Raw genomic sequence first — 25,426 nt, 5'->3', positions numbered from 1 at the left:
AAATCAGTGTAAAAATAATATTGATTTAAAACATAACCTAATAAAAAGGGGTTTTTGGTATGCATAAAAATATAAAAAATATGATTAAAAAAGTATGTATATCTGTATTAGCAATAATATTAGTGAACAATTTTTTACAAGTTATAGCTGTGGGTGAAGAAAAAAGTAAGAATGAAATTGCTAAAGTGATAAACGATATGTTTATGGCTAGAAACAAAGCTATTTTGAATAACGACTTGGAAAATATAGCTAAGTATTATGACTTAAGCACTAAATATGGAACTTGGGCATATGAATATGAGGTAAGAAAGGTAAAGTATATTCAACATTGGCAGGATAAACAGAATGCTAAATTTATAGAAATAGTTCCTAATGTAATGATAAAAAGGATTAAAGGAAGTGGAGATACCTATTCTGCCATACTTACCTGCTGCACAGAATATAAATATGCATATAATAATACTCCAGAGATTATTAATACTTGCAGAATAGGAACCTATCATACATTGAGATTAAATGAAAAGGATGGAGAATGGGTACTCAATAAAGAGTGGTATAAGGATCCATTCGCAGATTCTTTGAATTTAGATAATATAAAATATGACAGCATAAAAGAGTATATAGCTTCTCAAGCTGAGAGAGATTTATCTGCAATAAGCGATAGGAGAAAGGCTGCAGTGGAATATGCAACTAAATATTGCGGCTTAGCTGGCTTTGAGGAAAATGGATTTAAGTATAACAAAAAATACAGAGATTATAATCCTATGGGAGGAGATTGCGCTAATTTTGCTTCTCAGATATTGTTTGAAGGAGGAAAGTTTAAAAAAAATTCTGCATGGAATTATGATGGCAGAGGTGCTACGGCAGCATGGCTTAATGCAGATTCCTTTAAAAGATATATGGTGTATAGCGGAAGAGCCTCTGTGATAGCTTATGGAAATTATGATAAGGTTTTTAAAGCAGCCTATAAGCTTCTGCCAGGAGATTTTGTAGCCTATGAGAAAAAAGGAGATATAACACATATATCTGTAGTAGCAGGTGCGGATTCAAATGGCTACTCTTTGGTAACCTGTCATAATACAGATCGTTATATGGTACCTTGGGATCTTGGCTGGAGTGATAAAAAAATAAAATTCTGGCTGGTAAAGGTTAATTACTAAAACATAGTTATAGATTTGTGATAAAATTTATTAAATATCAGCTAGATATATAGTTAACTATATATCTAGCTCAATCAAAGTTTTTATCAACATCATTTTAAAGCGTGGACTTGTTTTTGAACTCTTTTATCTTCTCTAACTTTTCCTTTAAAAAACTTTCATCTCCCTGTTCTGTAGGAGTATAATACTCTCTTTCCTTCAAATTGTCAGGTAAGCACTGCATATTAGTGATTTTTTCTTCGGTGTTGTGAGCATAGACGTAACCCTTGCCGTAATTTAGGTTTTTCATGAGAGAAGTAGGAGCATTTCTAAGCTGCAAAGGAACTCCTTCGGCTAAGGTGTTTTTGGCATCCTCAGAGGCTTTTGTATAAGCTTTGTAAAGAGCGTTTGATTTAGGGGCTAAAGATAGATAGGTGACAATCTGAGTAAGATTTAGGGTGCATTCAGGCATACCTATATAATGGCAGGCATTATAGGCAGCAACTGCTTGTTCCAAGGCCTTAGGGTCAGCAAGACCAACATCTTCAGAAGCAAACCTAATAAGTCTTCGGCATATATATAATGGATTTTCTCCACCCTCAAGCATTCTGGCAAGCCAGTATATGGCGGCATCACAGTCACTGTTCCTCATAGACTTATGCAATGCCGAAATTAAATTATAGTGTTCTTCTCCATCTTTATCGTATAATAAAGCTTTATTTTGTATACAGCCTTCTATAATAGCTTTATCTATGGTAATCATTCCGTTCAATGGCTTAGCGCTGGAAACTGCCATTTCTAATACATTTATTGCTGTTCTAGCATCACCATTAGCATAGTTAGCTATGATTTTAAGCATTTCTTCATCTATATTTATTTTTTTAGTTCCAAGGCCTCTAGGATTTGTTAGAGTATTTTTTAAAAGCTTTAATATGTCATCAGCTGTGAGGGGATTTAGAACGAATACACGGCTTCTTGACAAAAGAGCTGAATTTACTTCAAAAGAAGGATTTTCAGTGGTAGCGCCTATTAAGGTTATGTTTCCCTTTTCCATATGAGGGAGAAATGCATCCTGCTGTGCTTTATTGAATCTATGAATTTCGTCTACAAAGAGCACAGTTTTTGTACCAAATCTTTTATTTTCTTCAGCTTTAACCATAACTTCCTTGATTTCTTTTATACCTGAAGTTACAGCACTGAAAGTAATAAAATTTGAATGAGTAATAGAAGCAATAATCATTGCTAAGGTAGTTTTGCCTACTCCAGGAGGTCCCCAAAATATCATAGAAGGGATATTGTCCTTCTCTATAAGTTCTCTTAAAACTTTACCTTTTGCTAATATATGTTCCTGCCCTACATATTCATCCAAGGTCTTAGGACGAACTCTATCAGCTAAAGGCACTTGTTTAGGAGCATTAAATAGCGAGCTTTGCGTAAAATCCATGCTTTCACCTTCATCTTTCTACTAGGTTCTATTATAAATAAGTATTTGCCCAAATGTTTATTTTTATGATATTGTACGTATATATGTTCTTATTAATTATAAGTCTATATTCTCATAACTTCAATAAAGTTTTTTCAATGAAATAGTCAATTTTATGGTAGTTTCTACACCTGTGTATAGAAAAACATAGGAATTTAGTATAGAATTTTATAGAGGAGGTAATAGAAGATGGTGTATATTTGTACAGCACTATATGAGGAAGCAGAGCCTTTTATAGAAAAGCTAAAGCTAAAGAAAAATTTGAATATAACAAAATTTCAAGTGTTTGAAAGCGATGAATATAGACTTATGATATGCGGAGTAGGCAAGATTAAAGCTTCAATAGCTGTTACTTATATGCTTTCAATCTTTAAACCTAGTCATCGAGATGTATTTATAAATGTTGGTATTTGCGGGACTTCAAATATGAATTTTCAAATTGGAGAAATTTTTATTATAAATAAAATACTAGATAAAGATACCTATAGAAGCTATTTCCCTGATATTATTTTTAAACATGAATTTAAGGAAAGCCAATTAGTAAGTGCATCTGCAGTTGAAAAAAATATTATGGAAAAAGATAAATTTGATTTAGTAGATATGGAGGCGAGCTCAGTTTATGAAGCCGCTGTAACCTTTATGCAAACCAATCAAGTGATTTTTATAAAAATTATATCAGACTATTTAGAAGTAAATAATTTAGATAAGAGTTTTATTTGCTCACTTATGAGTGGAGCCAGTGAAAAGATATGTTCATGGCTGCAAAGTATAAAGTCTTGGAACCAATATATTCCTTCCTTCACGGAGGAAGAAAAAAATATAATTGAAAAAGTAACTCTTAATCTAAGGCTTTCGGAAACTATGAAAAATGAATTTATACAATATACTAAGTATTACCGTCTTAACCACGGAGAAATATTAAATGTATTAGAGACTTACAGGAGCATGGAATGCAAATCTAGAAATGAAGGGAAGAGATATCTTGCAGAAATTAAACAAAAACTTATTAGCTGATACTTTTTCCCATATCTACATAGAGAATTCTGCAAGAGATCATGAAAATACAAAGCGTATACTGGAAAAATTAGAAGGAAAAGAGATAGTATATATAAATCATTATAAAGATGTTTTTTCAAGGTCAAATCAAAATTTTGTTATTCAAAAGCAAAGTCCTAAGCTTATACTAGCAGTGAAAAAAGATAATTTGATTTATAAGGGAGCAGAGGTATGTGATGATTTTGGAAATGAAAATTTTTATTATACCTCTACCATGATGAACTGCTTATATGATTGTGAATATTGCTATTTGCAAGGCATGTATACTTCTGCTAACATTGTAGTTTTTGTAAACATAGACGATATATTTAAAGAAGTTGAAAAACTCTTAAAGCTTCATTCCGTATATCTTTGTATATCCTATGATACGGATATGCTGGCTCTTGAGCATATAACAAACTATACAAAACTATGGATTGAATTTTGCAGGAAGCACCCAAATCTTAAGATAGAACTGAGAACTAAAAGTTCTAATTTCAATGCAATTAAAGAGATAGCTCCTTTAGACAATTTTATATTAGCTTGGACACTTTCGCCTGAGGGAATAATTCATAAATACGAGAATAAAACTCCGAATCTGGAGTTAAGACTTTCAAGCATAAAAGCTGCTTTGGATAAGGGTTGGAATGTGAGGCTGTGCTTTGATCCTATGCTTTATATTGAAGGATGGGAAGAAAAATATGCTAGCCTTGTGAAGAAAATATTTTGCAGTATTTCGGGAAACGATATTTTAGATGTAAGCATAGGTACCTTTAGGGTATCTAAAGATTATATAAAGCGAATGAGAAAACAAAGGCATGATTCCATAATCCTAAATTATCCTTTTGAAACTATAGAAACCGTGAGCTCTTATCCAGCTTATTTATCGGATAAAATGGTTAAATTTTTATGTGGGAAGGTAAGCGGTTATGTGTCTAAAGATAAAATATATGTAAGAGGAGAATAATAGATGAGGTGTGCATTAGTAACAGGAGCATCATCCGGTATAGGACTTGAAATATGCAAAAGCTTAATTTTATCAGGCTTCAAGGTATATGGAATAGGAAGAGATTTTTCAAAGTCAGAATTTGAAAATAATAATTTCAATAAAATTGTGTGTGATATGAGGGATATTTCAAGATTGTGCACTATTGTTGAAGAAATAAACAGAGAAGAAGATATATATGTTATGGTTAATAATGCGGGAGTGGCATATTTTGGACCGCATGAAGAATTGAATCCATCCAAAATACATGATATGGTCACAGTGAATTTTGAAGCTCCTCTTGTATTAACTCAGCTTTTATTAAGAAAACTAAAAAATAATTCAGGTTACATAATTAACATATCCTCTGTGGAAGCTAAAAAATCCAGCACTTATGGCTGTGTATATGGTGCTACCAAGGCAGGCATATCAGACTTTGCTAATAGCTTGTTTGATGAAACCAGAAAGTATGGAGTAAAGGTGGTGACCATTCATCCTGATATGACAAAAACAAAGCTCTATAGACATGCTAATTTTAGAGAGGGAGATAGTGAAGATACATATATAAACCCTGAGGAGGTTGCAAAGGCTGTAGAATTTGTATTAAGTCAAAGAGAAGGAATGGTAGTTACTGATATCACATTAAAACCGCAGAGACATAAATTGGGTAAAAGTTTATAGGGAGGTGATAGGGTGTTAATAGAAATTATATTAATTTGCTGCTTGATATTATTTATAATTTTATATTCCATGGGGGTATATTTTTATAAGGTAGCTTTTAAACGAGGGAAGAAAGATGTTATAAGTAATGATGAAGATTATCCAAGTGGAATGGAAGGAAAAGAAGGCTGGGAATGGGGAAAAGCTGAAGGAAGAAAGTGGCTGTCTGAAAAGCAGTTTCAAAAGGTGAAAATAAAATCTGAGGATGAACTAAGGCTTGTAGCACATTATCTGCCTAGCGAATCTATAAGTGAGGTTACTGTTATCCTTTTACATGGATATGGCAGCACAGGACTTGATATGGGTACTTTTGCTAAGTACTATAATGAAGAATGGAGCTTTAATGTTCTTATGCTTGATTGCAGAGGCTACGGAGACAGTCAAGGGTTATATACTGGTTTTGGCTGGCATGACAGAAGGGATATAATTAAATGGATAAACTATTTAATGGAGAGAAATGGCGACAAATCTAAAATTATTCTTCATGGGGTATCTATGGGTGCAGCAGCGGTACTCATGACTAGCGGAGAAGAGCTCCCTGAAAATGTTAAGTTTATAATTGGAGATTGCGGTTATAGTTCGGTAAAAGATATATTGGCTTATCAGCTAAACAAAAAGTACAAGTTACCTGCTTTTCCAATATTAAATATAACAAGCTTAGTATGCAAAATGAAAGCTGGGTATTTTATAGGAGAGGCATCAGCAGTAAAGCAGGTTAAAAAGAGCAAAACTCCAATACTTTTTATTCATGGCACTGAGGATAAATTTGTGCCTGTATACATGGCTAAGGAATTATATGAAGCAGCAGAATGTCCTAAGGAGCTTTTGCTTGTAGAGGGCGCTGTACATGCAGAAGCTTACTACACAGATAAGGAAAATTATAAAAATAAAATAAGAAGTTACATTGAGAGGTATTTAAAATAATGATAATTTATATTGTGATAGCAGTTGTAGCAGTATTAGCAATAGTATTAGCAGCCGGAGGGACATATTTTTATAATGTGGCAATCTTAAGAAGAAGAAAAGAGTTTCTTGAAAATGATCAGGATTTATCTAATGGAACTTCTGGAAGCTATAAAGAGTCCAAACAATGGATTATAAATCAAAATAGCGAGAAAATAAAATTGCTATCTGAGGATGGTTTAAAATTGAACGCAAGATATATCGGCGGTAAAAATGAAGGAAACATAAATGTTATATTAGTACATGGCTATAGCAGCTATGGCTTAGAAATGGCAGAATATGCAAGATATTATAATGAAGAGCTTGGTTATAATATCTTGGTGCCAGATTTAAGAGGACATGGAGAAAGTCAGGGTAATTATATAGGATTTGGCTGGCATGATAGAAAAGATATAATTAAATGGATAAATTATTTAATAGAGAGAAATGGTGAAGATGCTCAAATAATTCTTCATGGAGTTTCTATGGGAGCAGGTACTGTGCTTATGACCAGCGGAGAAGAACTTAATAAAAATGTGAAGTTCATAGTGGCAGACTGCTCTTATACCTCCGCAAAAGCCATACTTAAATATCAGCTTAAGAGAATGTATAGATTGCCGTCTTTTCCTATAATTCAAATAACTAGCTTAATGTCTAAATTTAGGGCTAGGTACTTTTTCGGTGAAGCCTCCGCACTTAACCAGGTTAAGAAGAGCAAAGTACCGATACTTTTTATTCACGGAGATTCTGACAGGTTTGTGCCTACTGATATGGTACATGAGCTCTATGAGGCAGCTGCCTGCGAAAAAAAGCTGTTAATTATAAAGGGAGCTGCACATGCTAATGCATTTTGGAAGGACTCAGAAGGCTACAAAAAACAGGTGGGAAATTTTATAAATGACTATATTTTATAACATAGCCTCTACCCACTGAAGGAAGTTTTAAATCAGTGTAAAAATCAACACTGATTTAAAACAGAACCATAAATATTATAAAAGCTAAGAGTGTTTTTATAACTTATAGGAAAAATTTTAGATAGTATTTCTAGAACTTGACTTTGTTTAAAACTAAGCTATACGATTTTAGTAGGAGATGATATATATGATAGAAAAAATGAAAGTAGGATTTGTAGGCACAGGAGTTATGGGAGCCTCTATGGCTATGAATATAATGAAGGGCGGATATGAAGTAAATGTATATAATAGAACTAAAGAAAAGGCCGAAAAGCTTATAGAAAATGGTGCAAAGTGGCATGATTCTATAGCAAGTCTTTCAAGGTGTTCTGATGTTGTTATATCAATAGTGGGTTATCCAAAAGATGTAGAGGAAGTTTATTTAGGAAAAGAAGGTATCTTAAATAATATTAAGCCACGAAGTTATGCTGTAGATATGACAACTTCCAAGCCTTCTCTTGCAAAAACTATTTATGAGGAAGCTAAGAAAAAGGGTATATATGCTTTAGATGCTCCAGTATCAGGTGGAGATGTTGGAGCAGCAAATGGAACTTTAGCTGTAATGGTGGGGGGAGATGAAGAAGCTTTTAACACTTTACAGCCAATTTTTCAGCTTATGGGAAAAAATACAGTGCTACAGGGTGGAGCAGGTGCTGGGCAGCATACTAAAATGTGCAATCAGATAGCTATAGCCGCCAATATAATGGGAGTTTGTGAGGCTCTTATATACGGAGAAAAAGCTGGTCTTGATATGGAAAATGTGCTTAAATGCATAGGGACAGGAGGAGCAGCAAGCTGGCAGCTTTCAGCTTATGCACCTAGAATACTTAAAGGTGATTACGAACCAGGTTTTTATATAAAACATTTTGTAAAAGATATGAGTATTGCTTTGGAAGAAGCAGAAGCTATGAATTTAAATATGCCCTCATTAACTTTAGCTAAGCAGCTTTATGATATATTAATTAAGCAAGGGAAAGAAAATTTAGGCACACAAGCTCTTTTTAAGCTTTATGAAAAGGGTCTGTAGCAAAAGGAATATTTATTGCGTGTAACAGCTCACATATATGTTTTAATTAAGATTTTAATACTATAAGATTTTGCGAAATTTTATTGCAGAAAATGCGATAAGTAATTGATATACCTATATTGACGTATACTATATATAACCATATAATGTAAATAAATATAAAAAATGTATATTATATATCGAGGTGGGCTATGTCTAAATTATTTATTCGAGATGACCCTAAATCCATTGCAGCAGAGGCTTTTAGAACCTTAAGAACCAATATGCAGTTTTTAAGCGCAGAAAAAGACATAACTAAGATTATGATCACAAGTGCTATACCTGAGGAGGGGAAGACCACAATTTTATGCAATCTAGCCATTGCTATGGCTCACTCAGGGAAAAATATTTTGATTATAGATTGTGATCTTAGAAGACCTAGCGTACATAAGATGTTTGATTTATCTAATGATAAAGGAATAGTGGATATATTTATGGGAGAAATTAAAACTGAGGAAGTCATATTTAAGCCATACGAAAAGGTTAGTGTAATTACTGCTGGAAGCAAAATCATGTACCCTTCTGAATTTCTAAACGCTAACTATGTAAGAAATTTCATAAAAAAACAGAGTGATGTATATGATTATATATTTATTGATACTCCTCCTATAGTAAATTTTACAGATGCTCAGATAGTATCAACTATAGCAGATGCAGTAATACTTGTTGTAAGCGAAAAGCAATCTGAAAAAAACTTATGCAAAAAAGCGGTGGAACTTTTAAAGTTTGTTCATGCTAATATTTTAGGAGTAGTATTAAATAAATATGAGTATAGAAGCGAAAACTTGTATGGAAAGAAGTACAACAGATATATTCAGGAAGATAATAAGAAAAAGAGACTTAGGCGGGATAAGAAGAAAAAAAATAAAGATGTGGAAATTATGGCATAATAACATGTAGCTATTTCATAATATCTTTAAGCTAAACATAAATATTATGATGCAATAGGGACGAGTGAAATATATAGCCCATAAAATGACTTTTCACTCGTCACTATACTAGAACACAGAGTAACAACATAAGTATGATAAGATTTAAAGCTGATTATTATCAGAAAAATCTATTGGAATATCAGCAGCTCCATAAAGTTCCTTTCCTTTTATGTTCAATCTTCCTCTTTCATCTTCTGCCAATTTGCTTATTAAGTCACGTACTTGCTTTGGATTTTTTACTTTTTCAATTAAAAGTTCTCTGTCAGTTTCATCAGCAGTATATAGAGTTATGGTGCCAACTCGAAAAATTTTATCTAGTAAAGATCGACTTAAACGTACGTCTAGAACTCTATACATAACAAGTTCATCTTCAACAGTATTAAATAATCCTTTGCTTACATATAGTCTAGTGCCTTCTAATTTATATCTAGTAAAACTTATAGGAAGTCCCAAAATTCTTTTTCTATCATTCCATTCCATAATATTGTATCCCACCAATCTTTCAATTATATAACTTGATGAAAAAAAATAAATCGCTTATTATTGTTATTATAATTTTATATTATTTTGAAAAAAATTAAAATAGAATTATAATGAAGGATACATTTAATTAGGAGGTATAACATGAAAAGATTAAAAAGGGTGTTTTTAGCTGTTATATTGATAGCAGTTATTTTGATTGGAGCTTTTGCATATTTGATAAGTCCTGTAAAAAGTTTTCAGGCAGAGAATATACAAGTAGAAAGCGGAAAAGAGTTGTTAGCTTCTAAGCTTATTGATGCAGTGAAATCAAAGATATCAAATAAGAATTTAACCATAGATACGGATATATCTGAGCAGGAATTAAATGGTTTACTTGCTAGTGAAGCAAAAGGTAAAGATATACATGCTGTTATAGATAAGGATCAAATCATAATATACATTAATGATAAAATTCTACAGCTGCCAACTCAATACATAATATATTGCAGCTTACTTCAATCTGATGGTGATATTTATCTGAAAATAAATAAATTTTATATGGGAAGGCTTCAAATCCCTGAAAAAATGATAGTAAATAAAATGAAAAGTAAATTTCCAGAATTAAACTTTACAAATGACAACTCTATAAAAATTACTTCAGGTATACCTAAAGCCTTATCTATATCAGATATACAAGTTGATAATAATATAAAATTTAAGATACAAATTTCGGTTAACTCAAAATTAGAGCTATTGGAACTCCTCATATATTTATATCCTAAAAACTATAATAATTTTATAAAGTAGCAGTAAAAGGCTATATTCTAAATTTTTTTAGAATATAGCCTTTGTTAAAATTTACAGAAAAGGTTGACTTTTATGCTGGAATAATTTATTATATCAATATACGATATATCGCAATTCGATATATCGATGGACGTAATAGAGGTGATAATTTGGATCTAGAAGATAAAGCTAAAAAATATATACCACTTACTGAAGCTACTTATTATATACTTATTTCACTGACAGAGCCTCTTCACGGATATGCAATAATGCAGAAAGTTGATGATATGACTGAAGGGAAAGTGAAGCTTGGACCTGGAACCTTATATGGTGCTATAGGGAAATTAGTAAAACAGGGCTTTATAATAGAAGCAGCAGAAGATGACGATGAAGGAAGAAGAAAGAGTTATAGACTTACAGAGCTTGGTAAAATGGTTATTATGCTGGAGCACTCAAGAATAAAACTTCTTTATGATAATAGCAAAAAGGCATTGGATTTATTGAAAGGAGAATAACTAAATGGATGCAAATTTAAAAAGGGTGTTTAAATTTTTTTGGGCCTGGGATATGGAAAAAGAAGAAGACTGGCTTAATGAAATGAGTAAAAAAGGCTACAAGCTAGAAAAAGCCAGATTAGCCGTTTTTACTTTCAGGAAAGCAGAGAAAGACGACTATATATACAAATTATCCTATAAAAGAGTAAGAGGAGCTAAAAGGCAGGAATATAATCAATTATTTAAAGATTTTGGCTGGGAATACGTCACTTACTGTAATTGCTGGAATTATTTCAGAAAGAAGGCCAGCGATTCAAATGAAGAGATATATACTGACAACGAATCCAGGGCAGAAATATTCAAAACATTACTAATATTTATAGTTTTAATGACGATAGTATGTGTACCTATGTCTGTAATAAATTTAGGCTATATAACCTATGATGTATTAGAAAATGGGATGAATAAATTTTATTATTACTTAACAGATGTATTTATTTATATATTTGATATAGCATTATATACATTTGCTACAGTAAAGCTTACTAAGAAATATAAAAGTCTAAAAAGAGATATTTTATAGGGAGGTTTATATATGTTAGAAGTAAAAAATATATCCAAAAGCTTTGGAAACACAAAGGCTGTAGATAATGTAAGCTTTTATGTGAAGGAAGGAGAAATAGTAGGGCTTCTTGGTGAAAACGGAGCTGGAAAAACTACAACGCTTAGAATGCTGGCTACTATTTTAAAGCCAACACAAGGGACAGCAGATATTGATGGAATGGACGTAAATAAAAACCCAGCACAGGTAAGAAGTAAGATAGGCATTCTTTTTGGAGGAGATGTAGGGCTTTATGACAGGCTTACTGCCAGAGAAAATATAAAATACTTTGCTAATTTGCATGGAATAGATTCAAAAGAAGCAGATGCAAGAATAGATGAGCTTGCAAAAGAACTTAATATGGAAGACTATATAGATAAAAAGGTAGGAAAGTTCTCAAGGGGTATGAAGCAGAAGGTTTCCATAGCTAGGGCTATTGTTCACTATCCATCTGTGATGCTGTTTGATGAACCCTCTACAGGACTTGATGTTAGTGCTTCAAGAATGGTACAAGATTTCATATTGAAGTGCAAAAAAGAAAATAAGACAATATTATTTTCAAGTCATTCTATGAAGGAAGTAGAAAAGCTCTGTGATAGAGTAGTTATAATAAATAAAGGGAAAGTGATTGAAGGCGGAACTATAGAGAAACTTAAAAATAAATATGGTAATACTGATTTGGAAGAGGTATTTATATCCTTAATAGGAGGAGAAAGCAATGAATAATTTTTTAGTGGTATTGAAAAAAGAGTTAATTGATATCTTTAGAGATAAAAAAACTATAATATTTAGTTTGCTTTTACCGATTTTAATATATCCAGCTATGTTTGGAATAATGGATTATGCTATGAAAGACAGCCAAAATGCTATACAGAAACTTAGTGTAGGAATTGTAGACAGTGGAAAGTCACAAATCGAAAATGTGCTTGAAAACAGCGGAAAATTTAAAACAGAAACTACAGGAGATTTGAACAAGGAGTTAAAGAGTGGTAAGATATCTGCCATTATTCAAATTCCAGATAATTTTGATACAGATGTGTCTAACGAAAAAAGTACAAATATTAAGATAATATATGATGAGACTTCTACTAATTCCATGTCAGCATCAGACAGTATAAAGGCTTTTTTAAATACTTATTATAATGAGATAGTAAATCAAAGAATTGAAAAGAGAGGCTTAGACAAAAATATAATAACTCCTTTTACAGTAGATACTGTAAGCAATAATAGTAAAGCACAAAATGATGATGGTGGTATAAGCACCTTCATATTAGGATTTATTCCTACCATGATAATTATATTTATTTTCGTACCAACTATGGCAGTATGTGCAGACTTAGGAGCAGGAGAAAAAGAAAGACAAACTCTTGAGCCGCTTCTTACTACTAGTGCCAGCAGGTCAGCTATAATGTGGGGAAAAGTAGCAGCTACTTCTGTGGTGGGTTTCATTACTTTGATAGTAAGCCTTATAGCCATGTTCATGTCAATTAATTTTGTATTCTCGGGAGCCGCTAAAGCTGTGCATTTAAATATTCTATCAGCTATATTAATAGCAGTATTTTCATTAATAATATTAATTACAATAGCATCTATAGAGATAGCTATAAGCATATATGCAAGATCTACAAAAGAAGCAAATTCTTATCTTGGGGGATTAGTAATTGTAGTATTTATACTAGCGTATCTTCCCTATATGATGGATGCAAAAAGCATAAAATTTCTATATTTTAATGTACCTATAACTAATGTGGTATGTGTCATGAAGGAGTTTATGGTAGGAATGTATAATATTACGCATATATTAGTGGTAGCAGCTTGGGTATTAGTTTATATAGCAGCATCAGTGGTATTTGCTAGCGCCATGTTCAATAGAGAAAAAATTATATCTAGAACCTAAGAATATATTTAATAAGTAAGAATGAAGAATGAATGTAAAAAATCGGCTCATAAAGAGCCGATTTTTTCAATATCTCATATTTCTTCACTTTTAATTCTTAATTTTTGAAGGAATGTATAGGAGCAGGAATTCTGCCTCCTCTTTCAATGAAAGCTTCGCTTGAAAATGGATTGACCTTCATGATAGGGGCCATTCCAAGCAAGCCTCCGAATTCTACACTGTCACCTAAAGATTTACCAGGCACAGGTATCACTCTTACAGCAGTTGTCTTATTGTTTATCACACCTATGGCAGCTTCATCTGCAATGATAGCAGAAATAGTGGAAGCTGAAGTGTCTCCAGGTATAGCAATCATATCGAGACCAACAGAACATACGCAGGTCATAGCTTCTAGTTTTTCTAAAGTGAGAGCACCTTTTTCAACAGCATGAATCATTCCTATATCTTCACTTACAGGAATAAAAGCGCCGCTTAATCCGCCTACGTGGCTACAAGCCATAACTCCGCCTTTTTTTACAGCATCATTTAATAGAGCTAAGGCAGCGGTTGTACCAGAAGCACCACAGCTTTCAAGGCCCATTTCTTCAAGAATGTGAGCCACACTATCTCCAACCGCTGGAGTAGGAGCTAGTGACAAGTCCACTATACCGAAAGGCACATTAAGGCGCTTAGAAGCCTCAGCAGCAACAAGCTGGCCCATTCTGGTAATTTTAAAGGAAGTCTTTTTTATGGTTTCTGCAACTATATCAAAGCTTTCTCCTTTAACTTTTTCTAGAGCACATTTCACCACTCCAGGTCCGCTGACTCCTACATTTATAATGCATTCTGCTTCACCTACCCCGTGAAAAGCTCCAGCCATGAAAGGATTATCCTCTACAGCATTGGCAAATACCACAAACTTAGCACAGCCTATTGCATCCCTTGCTGCTGTAAGTTCAGCACATTTCTTTATAACGTGGCCCATTTCTCTTACAGCATCCATATTTATTCCAACTTTGCTTGAACCTATATTAACGGAAGAACAAACCTTCTCTGTAACGCTTAAAGCTTCAGGGATAGATTCAATTAAAATTTTATCTCCCTTGGTGTAACCCTTATGAACTAATGCTGAGAAACCTCCTATAAAATTAACGCCAACAGTCTCAGCGGCTTTATCTAATATACGAGCATAATCAACATAGTCTTTATCGGAAGACGCACCAGCTATTATAGAAATTGGAGTCACGGAGATTCTTTTATGTATTATAGGAATTCCATATTCCTTTTCTATGTCTTCACCTACTTTAACAAGATTTTCAGCGTATTTAGTAATCTTGTCATAAATTTTATCTCTTGATTTTTTACCATCGGAATCACAGCAGTCCAAAAGTGATATTCCCATAGTTATAGTTCTTACATCAAGTTTTTCTTTTTCAATCATATCAATGGTTTGGATAATCTTATCAGTATTCATTAGCTCCTCCTGAATTCAACAAATTAGATTCTTATACTTCATGCATTGAATTAAATATGTCTTCATGCTGAGCTCTTATAGTCACCCCAAGTTCAGAGCTTTTTGCATCTAACCTTTTAATTAATTCATCATAACTAACTTTCATATCCCCAATTTCTACGAGCATTATCATAGTGAAATACTCTTGAAGTATAGTCTGACTTATGTCTAAGATGTTGATGTCAAGATTGGCAAGCTCAGAGCTTACACCAGCTATGATCCCTTTCTTATCTTTTCCTATTACTGTTATAACAGCACGCATATAATAGCCCCCTTAGTAATGCGAATATTTAGATTTTTGTTTATTATACTATTTTTTATACCCTATTTCTATAGTATAATTCTAAAATAGAAAAAATAAATTTAATTTAAATAATAATTCTTTGTGATACATATTCATATTATGGTATACTGTTATTACAATAAAAATAGAATAAATTGAAGCATTATACAATAGGAAAGAAAATAACAATACATAAAATGTAAACATATATAGATGTTAAAAAATTTCAACTGCAAGTTTATACTTTATCATTAATTGAGAATTATAAAACTATAATGGAGCATATTAAATTATAGTAAAAATTAAAAAACATTGTATTGGGTATAGATTTAAGTATTGCGAATTTGCAGACAGAGAAATTGCAGAATTAAAATATTTTTATTGGAGATATCCATAAAAGTATTTTGTGCAAAATCTTGAAACTAGATTGAAAAATGGAGAGGTTTCTATGAAAAAATGTTCGATATGTAATAAAAATATAGCTGTGATATTTACTACTAAAATAGAAAATGGAAAAACTGAGACTCAAGGAATTTGTTTGGATTGTGCAAAAAAAATGGGGCTTCCTGTGGTAGATCAGTTGATGCAACAGGCTGGAATATCTCCAGATGAGCTTGAAAATTTAAATGAACAAATGAATAACATGCTGCAGGATGTAGAGATGGATGACTTCATAAATAGTAATATGATGAATCTTATTAAAGGAGAGCTTCCTGTGGAAGAAACTGAAGAGACTGAGGAGCATGAAGAACCAGAAGAGCAAGAAAAGCCTAAGGATGTTAGACCGATTAGAGCTCAATATAAGGAGCCTAATGAACAAAGCTTTGATATAAGTGAAAGTGTTGGAAGAAAAGAGAAAAAAGAAAAAAAAGGTAAGAAAAAGAATTTAGACAGATTTGGAATAAATTTGACTCAGAAGGCTTCAAATAACGCAGTTGATAATGTTATAGGAAGAAATAGAGAAATTGACAGGGTGATTCAAATACTTAACAGAAGAACTAAGAATAACCCTATCCTTATAGGAGAGCCAGGGGTTGGTAAAACTGCAATTGCTGAAGGGTTAGCAGTTAGAATATCAAAACGGGAAGTTCCAGCCAAGCTATTTGATGCAGAAGTATATCTTTTGGATTTAGCAGCTGTAGTGGCAGGAACTCAATTTAGAGGTCAATTTGAAGGAAGAATGAAAGCAATAATAGATGAAGCTAAAGAACTTGGAAATATAATTTTGGTTATTGATGAGGTTCATAATATAATAGGAGCAGGTGAAGCTCAAGGCGGAGCTTTAAATGCGGCAAATATATTAAAACCTGCATTGGCAAGAGGCGAAATTCAGGTTATAGGTGCAACTACTCTTGAAGAATATAGAAAATATATAGAAAAAGATGCAGCTTTAGAGAGAAGATTTCAACCTATTATCGTAGAGGAACCAAACGCTGAAGACACTATTGAAATACTGAAGGGCATAAGAGGATATTATGAGGAATATCATAATGTTAAAATTTCAAATGAAGTCATAGAGGCAGCAGTAAATTTATCTCAGAGGTATATAACAGATAGATTCCTTCCAGATAAAGCTATTGATGTTATAGATGAAGCGAGTTCTAGATCTAATTTAAAGAACAAAGGACTTGTAGAATTGAAAGCTCTTAAAAATGAATTGGATATTATATATGATAAGATAGATAATGCTGCTATAAGCAACGATTTTGAAAGGGCTGCTGAATATAAGGTAGAGAAGTGTCGAATAGAAGATCGAATAAATGCTTTACATGAAAATGTGGATCAGCCTTTAACCATAGAAGATATAGCTTATGTTATTGAAGCATGGACTAAAATACCTGTACAGAAGATAACAGAGGAAGAGGCATCTAAGCTTATGAGCTTAGAGCAAAGGCTGCATGGAAGAGTTATAGGGCAAGATGAGGCTGTAACTAATTTAGCTAGAGCAATAAGGAGAAACAGGCTTGGCTTTAGAAAGAAAAGAAAACCTGCATCCTTCATATTTGTAGGACCTACTGGAGTTGGAAAAACAGAGCTTGCAAGAGCTTTATCCTATGAGCTTTTCGGTACTGAAGATGGACTTATAAGAATAGATATGTCTGAGTATATGGAGAAGCATACTGTATCTAAGTTAATAGGAGCACCTCCTGGATATGTTGGATATGATGAAGGCGGACAGCTTACAGAAAAGGTAAGAAGAAAGCCATATTCGGTCATATTACTGGATGAAATAGAAAAGGCTCATCCCGATGTATTTAATATGCTCCTTCAGGTTTTGGAAGACGGAAGGCTTACGGATAACCAAGGAAGAACTGTTTTCTTTGAAAACACGGTGCTTATAATGACTTCAAATGCAGGAACAAATTATAAGGGATATGGAATTGGATTTGCCAGCAAGGAATACGATGCTGTGGAGAATACAGTAAAGGAAGCTCTTAAAGAGACCTTTAAGCCGGAGTTTTTAAACAGGATAGATGATATCATAGTATTCAAGAGCCTTAAAAAGGAAGAGCTTTATAAGATAACAGATTTGATGCTTAAGGAAGTAGCTAATGAAGCTGAAGAGAAGCATATGAAGGTAGAATTCACAGAAGCGTTAAAGAACTTTATTTTAGAAAAGGGTTATGATTCAAAATATGGAGCTAGACCGCTTAGAAGAACTATAGAAAAATATGTGGAGGATGAGATAACAGACAGCTTCCTCACTAAGAAGATAGCAGAAGGTTCAAGCTTTACAATAGATGTAATTGATGGAAAAGTTCAAGTTATAGCAAAATAAAAAGGAATGTTTTAAATCAGTGTAAAAATTAGCACTGATTTAAAGCAGAACCAAATAATAAAAGGCTCCTATGAAAGTAGGGGCCTTTTATTAGCATATAGGAGTAAGATTTTTCAAAGAAAAATCAAGAATCTTAGCAGAATGAGTAAGCTCTCCTACGGATATATAGTCTACACCTGTAGCTGCCAAGGTACCAATGGTTTCTAAATTGACATTTCCAGAAACCTCAGTAATAGCCCTTCCGGCTATTAATATCAAAGCTTCTTTAATTTTATCTAACTCCATATTATCTAGCATTATAATATCTGCTTTAGCCTCCAAAGCTTCTTTTACCATGGCTATAGTTTCTACTTCCACCTCAATCATTTTTCCATAGCAGCCATAAGCTCTTACTGCTTCTATGGCATTCTTTACTCCTCCGGCGGCATCAATATGATTATCCTTGAGTAAAAAACCGTCTGAAAGACCAAATCTGTGATTGCAGCCTCCTCCAAGCTTAACAGAATACTTTTCAAGTATTCTCAGCCCTGGGGTGGTTTTTCTAGTATCTAAAAGCTTTGTTTTTGTTCCTTGAAGCTTTTCAGTAAATTTATAGGTTAGAGTAGCTATTCCGCTCATTCTCTGAAGTAAGTTCAAGGCTGTTCGTTCTCCTAGAAGAAGGTTATGGGTATTTCCTTCAAGAATGGCTACTATTTCTCCCTTTGAAACTTTTGAACCATCTTCCTTAAGAAGATTTACTTTTACCTCTCCTAGCAGATCAAAGACTCTTTTAAAAACTGTAAGCCCAGCGGCTATTCCATCTTCTTTTGCAATAAGATTTACAGAAGCTCTAGAGCTTTTACTGACTATAGCAGAGGTGGTTATATCACCTAGTGGAGCATCTTCCTCAAGGGCATTTAATATAATCTTGTCTATAGCTGAATAATTCATCGTATAAATCACCATTCCTTTTTTTAAGCTCTTCAATAACCAGCAAATGATTATCAAGCTGACTATTTTTCTTTGAATTATTTTCATAAGAAGAAGCCTTTGCTAAACTCTTTTTGTCTATTTCAAAGTTAATTTTATCAGCAGCTCTTTTAGAAAATACCAGTGCTTCTAAAAGAGAATTGCTGGCAAGTCTATTACTGCCATGAACTCCAGTGCAGGAGCTTTCTCCTACAGCGTATAAATCTTTCATGGAGGTTTCGGAGTTATGGTTCACTTTTATACCTCCCATGAAATAGTGCTGAGCAGGGGATACAGGTATGGGTGCTTCAGTTATATCTATTCCATGCAGCAAACACTCGTTATATATCATGGGAAATCTTTTTTTAATATAGGTTTTGCCCATAAAGGAAATATCTAAAAAAACATAAGGGATACCTGTCTTTACAATTTCTTTATTAATTGCTTTTGCTACCACATCTCTGGGAAGGAGTTCATCAATAAATCTTTCGCCTTTTGAGTTAAAAAGCTTACCCCCTTCACCTCTGACAGATTCAGATATAAGAAATCTTCTGCTGTCGCTGCTTTCATCGTATAGTGCAGTAGGATGAAATTGAATATATCCAACATCTTTTAAGGCTATATTATGAGCTAAGGCTAAAGCTATAGAATCTCCAGTAAGAGTTCTCTGATTAGTGGAGTTTTTAAACAAACCTCCAATTCCTCCGGTAGCAAGTATAGCAACCTTAGAATATATGTTAAAGTTTAAATTTTCTGCTCTTAAAATAGCACCACAGACTTTATTATTCTCAGAGATTATATCTATGAGAGCAGTGTGCTGAAGAATGGTTATATTGCTTGAATTTTTAACGTTCTTAAGCAAGGTTTCAACTACAGTTTTACCGGTGCTGTCGCTGCAGTGAACTATTCTATTTACTCGGTGAGCACCTTCTCTTGTATATTCTAAGCTGCCATCTTTTTTATCGAAAGGAGTTTCTAAAGCTATTAAATTATCTATGTTTTCCCTAGATTCTTTACACAAAATCTCTACTGATTTTATATCATTTTTATAGTTTCCTGCCTTCATGGTATCTTGTACAAATAAATCTATATCTTCATGGTCTAGAGCAGTGGAAATACCACCTTGAGCAAGATAGGAATTACTTTCTCTAACATGACTTTTGGTAACCATAATTATATTTAGGTCTTCTCTTAGATTTAAAGCACAGTATAGAGCAGAAGCCCCTGTGCCTACGATTAGGACATCACAGCTAAGGTCATTTAGATTAGCACGCATATTCATGCATATTAGTCAAAGCTTTTAAAGCCCTAACCCGTATCTCCTCATCTATTTCAATTGAGCCTTCCATATTAATCAGAGAAGAATGGATATCCTCAAGTCTTGTTTTTTTCATGTTTACACAAGTCATGGTTTTTCCTGGTATATAGAAATTTTTATCAGGGTTTCTTTTATTTAATTCATGGAGAATTCCTTGCTCCGTTACTATGATAAAGTCTTTTATTTCGGATTTTGTGGCATAATCCAGTATTTCACCAGTGCTGCCTATAAAGTCCGCCAAATCTCTCACTTCTTTTTCGCATTCTGGATGAACTAGGGTTTTTGCATCAGGTTTAATTGCCTTTATTTCTAATATGCTTTGTGGATTAACTTTTTTATGAGTTATACAAAAGCCGTTCCAGAGAATAAATTTTTTTTCTGGAAGCTGCTCTGCAATGAAAGAGCCTAAATTTTTATCTGGAAGAAATATTATTTCAGACTTATCTATTTTTTTTAAAATCTTAAGAGCGTTAGAGGAGGTCACAGTTATATCACATTCAGCTTTTACTTCAGTGCTGGAATTGATATAACAAACCACAGCGGCATTGGGATGCGCCTGCTTTAATTTAATAAGTTCATCTGAATCAGCCATATCAGCCATAGGGCATCCGGCATCCCAAGCAGGGAGAAGGATAGTCTTTTCGGGAGATAGTATTTTAGCACTTTCAGCCATAAATTTTACTCCGCAAAATACTATAAGCTGATTTGGAGAATCTTTAGCTATCTTACTTAAATAATAAGAGTCGCCAACGTAATCTGCTATTTCCTGTACTTCAGGTCTTTGATAGTAATGTGCCAATATAAGTGCATTCTTTTCTTCTTTTAGTTTTAATATTTCATCTGCTAACAACATGCAATCACTTCCATTATCTTTATAGTGTTTTACAAGTGTATATACACTTGTAAAAAGTATAACATCAAAGTAAAAGCATATCAATAAGCTTTTAAGGTATATTAATTCCTTATTATTCTAAGAATTCCACCAAAAAGTAAACCGAGACCCAGCAGAGCAATAGGAACGTAGAAAAGTACACTTACTACAGTGAAATTAAAAAATATTGAGTAAAGCGCTGGTATAAGCAATATGATTCCTACGGGTATAAGCACATAGGGTTTTTTAAATACTCTTCTCATAAAAAACTCATCTTTAAATTTGTTATTTTCCTGTTCCTTGAAGGTTGTTTCTTTATTATCCATAATTAGCCTCGCTTTTTCTTAATTAGGGTAATGAATTTATGGGCATATTTATTTTTTTCATCTACAATTCCATTTTCTTCATTAATAATTTGCCAATCATTCATATCAATATTAGGTAAATATACGCTGCCTTCAAAATTTCCTTCTACTAGAGTTAAATATATTTTTTCAACATATGGGAAAAGAAGCTCAAAGATTTCACCGCCACCTATAAGATAATATTCCTCCTTTGAGTTTATGTAAGGAGTAAGCTCGTCAACATTATGTAGGATAACCACATTTTCGTCTTGAATGTGTAAATTAGCATTTCTAGTAAGTATTACGTGCTTTCGCCCTGGCAGAACTTTTTTTAAGGATTCAAAGGTTTTTCTGCCCATTATCATGGTTTTACTGCCAGAAGAGGTTATATCCTTAAATTTTTTTAAGTCATTTGGAAGATGCCAAGGCAGAGAATTATCTCTGCCTATAAGATTATTTGAATCTGTTGCTACAATAATACCAAGCATTATACCGATACCTCCATTTTTATTGCATCATGATGTTTGTAATCAATTAATTTTATATCATCTATTGTGAAATCATAAAAATTATTTATCTCATGATTAATCCAAAGCTTTGGAGCAGCATAAGCTTGAGCTTCTCTTGTGAGCTGGAGCTTCATGCCTTCTACTTGATTTTCATATATGTGAGCGTTGTTTATTACATGAGTGAATATGCCTGGCTTATAACCAGTTACTTTGGCAATTAAATGAACTAATACTGCATATTGAGTCATGTTAAAGGGGATTCCCAAAGGAACGTCACCTGAACGCTGGACAAGCATGCAGTTAAGTTTATCGTCTAATACGTCCCACATAGTTAAAAATGCGCAAGGGTAAAGAGCACCTCCCTGAAGATGCTCATCTTGCCATAAGCTCATAACATGTCTTCTGCCCTGAGGGTTGTTTTTAATTCCTTCTATTAAATTATCGATAAGATTGTATTTTTTTACTATCCACCCATAGGCGGTTCCTATGCTTCCGTCTTCCAGCATCCATTCATCCCAAATATGCACATTTTGCTGTTGAAGAAGCTTTACATCATTGGATTGATCCTTGTATATCCATAGCAGCTCTTTCACAGCTGTCTTGAAAGCTACAAATTTAGTCGTCAGTATTGGAAATTCCTTTTCAAGATTGAATTGAAATATTTTATGAGGAAGCTTGTATGTAGGCATACCAGTTCTATTTTCAGTCTCGTAACAACCATTGTCTAATATATCTCTAACTACGGCTAGATATTGTTTATCAGCAGTATTCAAAAAAATTCCTCCTTGATATAAATGTTTTATAATCAGGCTATATTTTAAAAGGATGTTGATAAAGGCGTTTTTCGCAATGGCATGGTTTCTTTCAGAACCCATGGGATGGACTCTAAGGGCTACTTTGTTATAATTGGCTACCAATTTTAATACGCCGTCCATGGCGCTAAAATTGCTTTGCCCGTCCTGGGCAAAATTACGCCAATTATAAGTCTCAATCCCTAAGAGTTCCTAGAACTCAAACGATAATATCAACATTTTAAAACATAGCCTCCCGAACTGAGGCCACTGAAAAAGTCCCCATATTTTTTGCACAAATTGTTTGGTAAAATAAGTAAGGCGTCAGAAGGCCTTCTAATAGCCTTGTAACAACTTTTTAGACATAAATCACCTGCGAAAATATACAAATATATCTAAATTAGTAATATTTTTTAGTTTTTCAGTGGCCTCCCCGAACTAAAGGAAGTTTTAAATCAGCGAAAAATCAACACTGATTTAAAGCAGAACCTATAATTATTATATAATAACACACCAATATATAAAAAGCATAAATTCCTAAAAAATTCTTTAGATTAGCTTATAATACAAATTTGAAGATTTATATGTGGTATAATAATCTCATAAATTAACCTTGTTTTTTTAAAAGAGATTAAATTACTGCAATTATAATTATGAAATTTAAAAGGAATGATTTTATGCAATCAGATAGATATAAATTAGAAAATTTTAAAACTATGGGAAAGATGTTCTACAGCAAAAGAGAGCTGGAAAGAGCATTAGAAATGTATGAAAAGGCCTATGCCATGCAAAATGGAAAGTCAGATGGTGAGCTGCTCATAGACATGGCGCTTCTATATGACGAGATGGAAGATGTAAAAAATGCGGAAGCTAAATATAAGGAAGTTATTAAATTAAACCATAATGATGCTAGGGCTTATTATGGTCTAGGAATAATATATGATGAAAGAAAGGATTATAAAAAAGCTGTAGAATATTATGAAAAGGCTATAGAATTAAATCCTAATTATAATAAGGCCTACTTTTTTGCAGCCAATGCTTACATCGATTTAGAAAATTACGGAAAAGCTGAAAAATATTTTAAAAAGGTGCTTGAATTAGACGAAGATGATTTTTGGAGCTACATAAATTTAGGCTCAATGTATGAGGAGCAGAATTGCTATATCAAGGCTTACAAGATGTTTAAGGAAGCTCTTAGAGTAGATCCATATGATTATATTGCTTTATTTAATATGGCTGTGGTCTGCAGAAAAATTAGCAATGAGGAAGAAGCTAAAAAGTATTACAGGATGTCCATAAATGAAAATAACAAATATCCATATAGCTATTTAAATTTATCCATAATATATAAAGAGAACGAGGAATATGTGAAAGCTGTTGAAATCATAAGCAGCGGGATAAAAAGTAATCCAGAAGAAGGATTCCTTTATTATAATAGAGCTTGTTTCTATGTTTATATTGGTAAATTTGATGAAGCTGTAAATGACTTAAAGATAGCTGTAAAAAATTATTCGGGATTTAAAAAGTGTATTAAGGAAGATGATGAACTGCTAATTCTTAAAGATCATCCAGGCTATGATGAAATATTTGATTGATTATTCGAGTATAGAATATCTTCAGTTACTAATAATATTATTGTTATATTAATTGGAGGTGATACTGTGTCAAATAGTTTTCCAGGAGAAAATTTTCCTAAAGGGTTTCCGCTTCAAAAACAGGATTCGGAACCAGGTATAGAAAGTGTTATGAAGCCTAAACCCATATTTGAAGATCCTGAATATGGAGTAACAGATGGTAAATTAAAAGGGAAGGTTGCTATAATCACCGGAGGAGATAGCGGAATAGGAAGAGCTGTTGCAGTGGCTTTTGCTAAAGAAGGGGCAGACATAGTAATAGTATATTTGAATGAAGACAGCGATGCAAATGAAACCAAAAATTTTGTAGATAAGAAATGTAAGAAGTGTACTTTAATAAAAGGCGATATTGGAGACGAGCAGTTTTGTATAGATGTGGTTAATAAAACCATGCAGGAGTTTGGAAGAATTGATATAGTGGTTAATAACGCAGCTGAACAGCATCCAGCTAAGGCATTAGAAGATATAACAGCTGAGCAGCTTGAAAAAACCTTTAAAACTAATGTGTTTGCCATGTTTTATCTAACTAAGGCTGCTCTTTTCCATATGAAGGCTGGAGCTTCAATAATAAATACTTCCTCAATAACAGCTTTTAAAGGAAGTCAGGACTTATTAGATTATTCTTCTACAAAAGGAGCTATTTCTGCTTTTACCAGATCTCTATCCACCAATTTAGCTTCTAGAAATATAAGAGTAAATGCTGTGGCACCAGGACCTATATGGACACCTCTTATACCATCTACCTTTCAGGCGGAAGACAGTGCTAAATTCGGAGCGGATACTCCTTTAGGAAGAGCTGGGCAGCCAGTGGAAGTTGCAGGAGCCTATGTATACTTAGCTTCAGCGGATGCCTCCTATGTAACTGGTCAAACCATACATGTAAATGGTGGAACTATAATTAATGGATAGATATAAATATTGTTGAAAGGACTATGTTTTTTGGCATAGTCTTTTTAATTGTT

26 protein-coding genes are annotated in these 25,426 nt (G+C 33.2%); 16 read left to right on the top strand and 10 right to left on the bottom strand.

Annotation, left to right across the window (positions count from 1 at the left end; genetic code table 11):
• Positions 1 to 59: 59 nt before the first annotated feature.
• A complete protein-coding gene (locus IAI10_RS08975) occupies positions 60 to 1,160 on the top strand; it encodes an amidase domain-containing protein (protein WP_315672971.1) in 1,101 nt (366 codons plus the stop codon).
• 97 nt (positions 1,161 to 1,257) lie between these two features.
• Here IAI10_RS08975 and IAI10_RS08970 read toward each other — a convergent pair whose 3' ends face one another.
• On the bottom strand, positions 1,258 to 2,583 hold the full coding sequence (locus IAI10_RS08970) for a replication-associated recombination protein A (protein ID WP_315672970.1): 1,326 nt from the start codon (positions 2,581 to 2,583) through the stop codon (positions 1,258 to 1,260).
• Between the two features lie 228 nt (positions 2,584 to 2,811).
• On the opposite strand from IAI10_RS08970, the gene IAI10_RS08965 reads away from it, so the two are divergent.
• The 7 genes from IAI10_RS08965 (at position 2,812) to IAI10_RS08935 (ending at position 9,213) form a co-directional block, all read left to right on the top strand.
• A complete protein-coding gene (locus tag IAI10_RS08965) occupies positions 2,812 to 3,636 on the top strand; it encodes a hypothetical protein (protein ID WP_315672969.1) in 825 nt (274 codons plus the stop codon).
• Positions 3,605 to 4,624 carry a spore photoproduct lyase family protein gene (locus tag IAI10_RS08960; protein ID WP_315672968.1) on the top strand — a complete coding sequence of 340 codons (1,020 nt, stop codon included), beginning with the start codon at positions 3,605 to 3,607 and terminating at the stop codon, positions 4,622 to 4,624. The genes IAI10_RS08965 and IAI10_RS08960 overlap by 32 nt, the downstream gene beginning before the upstream one ends.
• Positions 4,625 to 4,627: 3 nt before the next feature.
• Positions 4,628 to 5,323, top strand: coding sequence for an SDR family oxidoreductase (locus tag IAI10_RS08955; RefSeq protein ID WP_315672967.1), 696 nt, complete (start codon positions 4,628 to 4,630; stop codon positions 5,321 to 5,323).
• Between the two features lie 12 nt (positions 5,324 to 5,335).
• Positions 5,336 to 6,286: an alpha/beta hydrolase gene (locus tag IAI10_RS08950; protein ID WP_315672966.1), complete on the top strand. Its 951-nt coding sequence runs from the start codon at positions 5,336 to 5,338 to the stop codon at positions 6,284 to 6,286.
• On the top strand, positions 6,286 to 7,218 hold the full coding sequence (locus IAI10_RS08945) for an alpha/beta hydrolase (RefSeq protein WP_315672965.1): 933 nt from the start codon (positions 6,286 to 6,288) through the stop codon (positions 7,216 to 7,218). The genes IAI10_RS08950 and IAI10_RS08945 overlap by 1 nt, the downstream gene beginning before the upstream one ends.
• A 187-nt stretch (positions 7,219 to 7,405) precedes the next feature.
• Positions 7,406 to 8,284, top strand: coding sequence for an NAD(P)-dependent oxidoreductase (locus tag IAI10_RS08940; RefSeq protein WP_315672964.1), 879 nt, complete (start codon positions 7,406 to 7,408; stop codon positions 8,282 to 8,284).
• Positions 8,285 to 8,475: 191 nt separating this feature from the next.
• On the top strand, positions 8,476 to 9,213 hold the full coding sequence (locus IAI10_RS08935; protein WP_315672963.1) for a CpsD/CapB family tyrosine-protein kinase: 738 nt from the start codon (positions 8,476 to 8,478) through the stop codon (positions 9,211 to 9,213).
• 144 nt (positions 9,214 to 9,357) lie between these two features.
• On the opposite strand, the gene IAI10_RS08930 is transcribed toward IAI10_RS08935, so the two are convergent.
• Entirely contained in the window at positions 9,358 to 9,735 is a 378-nt protein-coding gene (locus IAI10_RS08930) for a PH domain-containing protein (protein WP_315672962.1), read from the bottom strand.
• Positions 9,736 to 9,879: 144 nt separating this feature from the next.
• On the opposite strand from IAI10_RS08930, the gene IAI10_RS08925 reads away from it, so the two are divergent.
• The 5 genes from IAI10_RS08925 (at position 9,880) to IAI10_RS08905 (ending at position 13,495) form a co-directional block, all read left to right on the top strand.
• Positions 9,880 to 10,524, top strand: coding sequence for a hypothetical protein (locus IAI10_RS08925; RefSeq protein ID WP_315672961.1), 645 nt, complete (start codon positions 9,880 to 9,882; stop codon positions 10,522 to 10,524).
• Between the two features lie 149 nt (positions 10,525 to 10,673).
• Positions 10,674 to 11,018, top strand: a complete 345-nt coding sequence (locus IAI10_RS08920) for a PadR family transcriptional regulator (RefSeq protein ID WP_315672960.1) — start codon at positions 10,674 to 10,676, stop codon at positions 11,016 to 11,018.
• Between the two features lie 4 nt (positions 11,019 to 11,022).
• A complete protein-coding gene (locus IAI10_RS08915; protein ID WP_315672959.1) occupies positions 11,023 to 11,580 on the top strand; it encodes a DUF2812 domain-containing protein in 558 nt (185 codons plus the stop codon).
• A gap of 12 nt (positions 11,581 to 11,592) precedes the next feature.
• Positions 11,593 to 12,324, top strand: a complete 732-nt coding sequence (locus IAI10_RS08910) for an ATP-binding cassette domain-containing protein (protein WP_315672958.1) — start codon at positions 11,593 to 11,595, stop codon at positions 12,322 to 12,324.
• Positions 12,317 to 13,495: an ABC transporter permease gene (locus IAI10_RS08905; RefSeq protein ID WP_315672957.1), complete on the top strand. Its 1,179-nt coding sequence runs from the start codon at positions 12,317 to 12,319 to the stop codon at positions 13,493 to 13,495. Before IAI10_RS08910 ends, IAI10_RS08905 begins: the two co-directional genes overlap by 8 nt.
• Before the next feature lie 97 nt (positions 13,496 to 13,592).
• On the opposite strand, the gene IAI10_RS08900 is transcribed toward IAI10_RS08905, so the two are convergent.
• Positions 13,593 to 14,948: a PFL family protein gene (locus IAI10_RS08900; RefSeq protein ID WP_315672956.1), complete on the bottom strand. Its 1,356-nt coding sequence runs from the start codon at positions 14,946 to 14,948 to the stop codon at positions 13,593 to 13,595.
• 31 nt (positions 14,949 to 14,979) lie between these two features.
• Positions 14,980 to 15,249: an ACT domain-containing protein gene (locus IAI10_RS08895; RefSeq protein WP_315672955.1), complete on the bottom strand. Its 270-nt coding sequence runs from the start codon at positions 15,247 to 15,249 to the stop codon at positions 14,980 to 14,982.
• A gap of 469 nt (positions 15,250 to 15,718) precedes the next feature.
• Here IAI10_RS08895 and IAI10_RS08890 point away from each other — a divergent pair, with 469 nt between their 5' ends.
• Positions 15,719 to 18,049: an AAA family ATPase gene (locus IAI10_RS08890; RefSeq protein ID WP_315672954.1), complete on the top strand. Its 2,331-nt coding sequence runs from the start codon at positions 15,719 to 15,721 to the stop codon at positions 18,047 to 18,049.
• A gap of 90 nt (positions 18,050 to 18,139) precedes the next feature.
• Here the strand turns inward: IAI10_RS08890 and nadC are convergent, their stop codons facing one another.
• From nadC to IAI10_RS08860, 6 genes are all read right to left on the bottom strand, one after another.
• Positions 18,140 to 18,979 carry a carboxylating nicotinate-nucleotide diphosphorylase gene (gene nadC / locus IAI10_RS08885; protein ID WP_315672953.1) on the bottom strand — a complete coding sequence of 280 codons (840 nt, stop codon included), beginning with the start codon at positions 18,977 to 18,979 and terminating at the stop codon, positions 18,140 to 18,142.
• Positions 18,936 to 20,273, bottom strand: coding sequence for an L-aspartate oxidase (locus IAI10_RS08880; RefSeq protein ID WP_315672952.1), 1,338 nt, complete (start codon positions 20,271 to 20,273; stop codon positions 18,936 to 18,938). The genes nadC and IAI10_RS08880 overlap by 44 nt, the downstream gene beginning before the upstream one ends.
• Positions 20,263 to 21,168 (bottom strand): quinolinate synthase NadA, encoded by a 906-nt coding sequence (gene nadA / locus IAI10_RS08875; protein WP_315672951.1) that lies wholly within the window; start codon positions 21,166 to 21,168, stop codon positions 20,263 to 20,265. The genes IAI10_RS08880 and nadA overlap by 11 nt, the downstream gene beginning before the upstream one ends.
• Before the next feature lie 101 nt (positions 21,169 to 21,269).
• A complete protein-coding gene (locus IAI10_RS08870) occupies positions 21,270 to 21,512 on the bottom strand; it encodes a hypothetical protein (RefSeq protein ID WP_315672950.1) in 243 nt (80 codons plus the stop codon).
• Between the two features lie 2 nt (positions 21,513 to 21,514).
• Complete coding sequence (locus IAI10_RS08865; RefSeq protein WP_315672949.1) at positions 21,515 to 22,018, bottom strand: dihydrofolate reductase; 504 nt, start codon at positions 22,016 to 22,018, stop codon at positions 21,515 to 21,517.
• Positions 22,018 to 22,812 carry a thymidylate synthase gene (locus IAI10_RS08860; RefSeq protein ID WP_315672948.1) on the bottom strand — a complete coding sequence of 265 codons (795 nt, stop codon included), beginning with the start codon at positions 22,810 to 22,812 and terminating at the stop codon, positions 22,018 to 22,020. Before IAI10_RS08860 ends, IAI10_RS08865 begins: the two co-directional genes overlap by 1 nt.
• 695 nt (positions 22,813 to 23,507) lie before the next feature.
• Here IAI10_RS08860 and IAI10_RS08855 point away from each other — a divergent pair.
• Both IAI10_RS08855 and IAI10_RS08850 read left to right on the top strand, forming a co-directional pair.
• The gene (locus tag IAI10_RS08855) at positions 23,508 to 24,425 is read left to right on the top strand and encodes a tetratricopeptide repeat protein (protein WP_315672947.1); all 918 of its coding nucleotides are present in this window, start codon (positions 23,508 to 23,510) and stop codon (positions 24,423 to 24,425) included.
• Positions 24,426 to 24,491: 66 nt separating this feature from the next.
• The gene (locus IAI10_RS08850) at positions 24,492 to 25,373 is read left to right on the top strand and encodes an SDR family oxidoreductase (RefSeq protein ID WP_315672946.1); all 882 of its coding nucleotides are present in this window, start codon (positions 24,492 to 24,494) and stop codon (positions 25,371 to 25,373) included.
• Positions 25,374 to 25,426: the final 53 nt, after the last annotated feature.

The sequence above is a fragment of the Clostridium sp. 19966 genome (assembly GCF_032335695.1).
GTDB lineage: Bacteria > Bacillota > Clostridia > Clostridiales > Clostridiaceae > JACTOJ01.
This window is presented reverse-complemented; position numbering and strand designations above follow the sequence as displayed.

What these genes read in the sequence shown, in the direction of transcription:
- IAI10_RS08975 (WP_315672971.1), top strand. Translation starts at nt 60, where the DNA reads ATGCATAAAAATATAAAAAATATGATTAAAAAAGTATGTATATCTGTA.
- IAI10_RS08970 (WP_315672970.1), bottom strand. Translation starts at nt 2,583, where the DNA reads ATGGATTTTACGCAAAGCTCGCTATTTAATGCTCCTAAACAAGTGCCT.
- IAI10_RS08965 (WP_315672969.1), top strand. Translation starts at nt 2,812, where the DNA reads ATGGTGTATATTTGTACAGCACTATATGAGGAAGCAGAGCCTTTTATA.
- IAI10_RS08955 (WP_315672967.1), top strand. Translation starts at nt 4,628, where the DNA reads ATGAGGTGTGCATTAGTAACAGGAGCATCATCCGGTATAGGACTTGAA.
- IAI10_RS08945 (WP_315672965.1), top strand. Translation starts at nt 6,286, where the DNA reads ATGATAATTTATATTGTGATAGCAGTTGTAGCAGTATTAGCAATAGTA.
- IAI10_RS08940 (WP_315672964.1), top strand. Translation starts at nt 7,406, where the DNA reads ATGATAGAAAAAATGAAAGTAGGATTTGTAGGCACAGGAGTTATGGGA.
- IAI10_RS08935 (WP_315672963.1), top strand. Translation starts at nt 8,476, where the DNA reads ATGTCTAAATTATTTATTCGAGATGACCCTAAATCCATTGCAGCAGAG.
- IAI10_RS08930 (WP_315672962.1), bottom strand. Translation starts at nt 9,735, where the DNA reads ATGGAATGGAATGATAGAAAAAGAATTTTGGGACTTCCTATAAGTTTT.
- IAI10_RS08925 (WP_315672961.1), top strand. Translation starts at nt 9,880, where the DNA reads ATGAAAAGATTAAAAAGGGTGTTTTTAGCTGTTATATTGATAGCAGTT.
- IAI10_RS08915 (WP_315672959.1), top strand. Translation starts at nt 11,023, where the DNA reads ATGGATGCAAATTTAAAAAGGGTGTTTAAATTTTTTTGGGCCTGGGAT.
- IAI10_RS08910 (WP_315672958.1), top strand. Translation starts at nt 11,593, where the DNA reads ATGTTAGAAGTAAAAAATATATCCAAAAGCTTTGGAAACACAAAGGCT.
- IAI10_RS08905 (WP_315672957.1), top strand. Translation starts at nt 12,317, where the DNA reads ATGAATAATTTTTTAGTGGTATTGAAAAAAGAGTTAATTGATATCTTT.
- IAI10_RS08900 (WP_315672956.1), bottom strand. Translation starts at nt 14,948, where the DNA reads ATGAATACTGATAAGATTATCCAAACCATTGATATGATTGAAAAAGAA.
- IAI10_RS08895 (WP_315672955.1), bottom strand. Translation starts at nt 15,249, where the DNA reads ATGCGTGCTGTTATAACAGTAATAGGAAAAGATAAGAAAGGGATCATA.
- IAI10_RS08890 (WP_315672954.1), top strand. Translation starts at nt 15,719, where the DNA reads ATGAAAAAATGTTCGATATGTAATAAAAATATAGCTGTGATATTTACT.
- nadC (WP_315672953.1), bottom strand. Translation starts at nt 18,979, where the DNA reads ATGAATTATTCAGCTATAGACAAGATTATATTAAATGCCCTTGAGGAA.
- IAI10_RS08880 (WP_315672952.1), bottom strand. Translation starts at nt 20,273, where the DNA reads ATGCGTGCTAATCTAAATGACCTTAGCTGTGATGTCCTAATCGTAGGC.
- nadA (WP_315672951.1), bottom strand. Translation starts at nt 21,168, where the DNA reads ATGTTGTTAGCAGATGAAATATTAAAACTAAAAGAAGAAAAGAATGCA.
- IAI10_RS08870 (WP_315672950.1), bottom strand. Translation starts at nt 21,512, where the DNA reads ATGGATAATAAAGAAACAACCTTCAAGGAACAGGAAAATAACAAATTT.
- IAI10_RS08865 (WP_315672949.1), bottom strand. Translation starts at nt 22,018, where the DNA reads ATGCTTGGTATTATTGTAGCAACAGATTCAAATAATCTTATAGGCAGA.
- IAI10_RS08855 (WP_315672947.1), top strand. Translation starts at nt 23,508, where the DNA reads ATGCAATCAGATAGATATAAATTAGAAAATTTTAAAACTATGGGAAAG.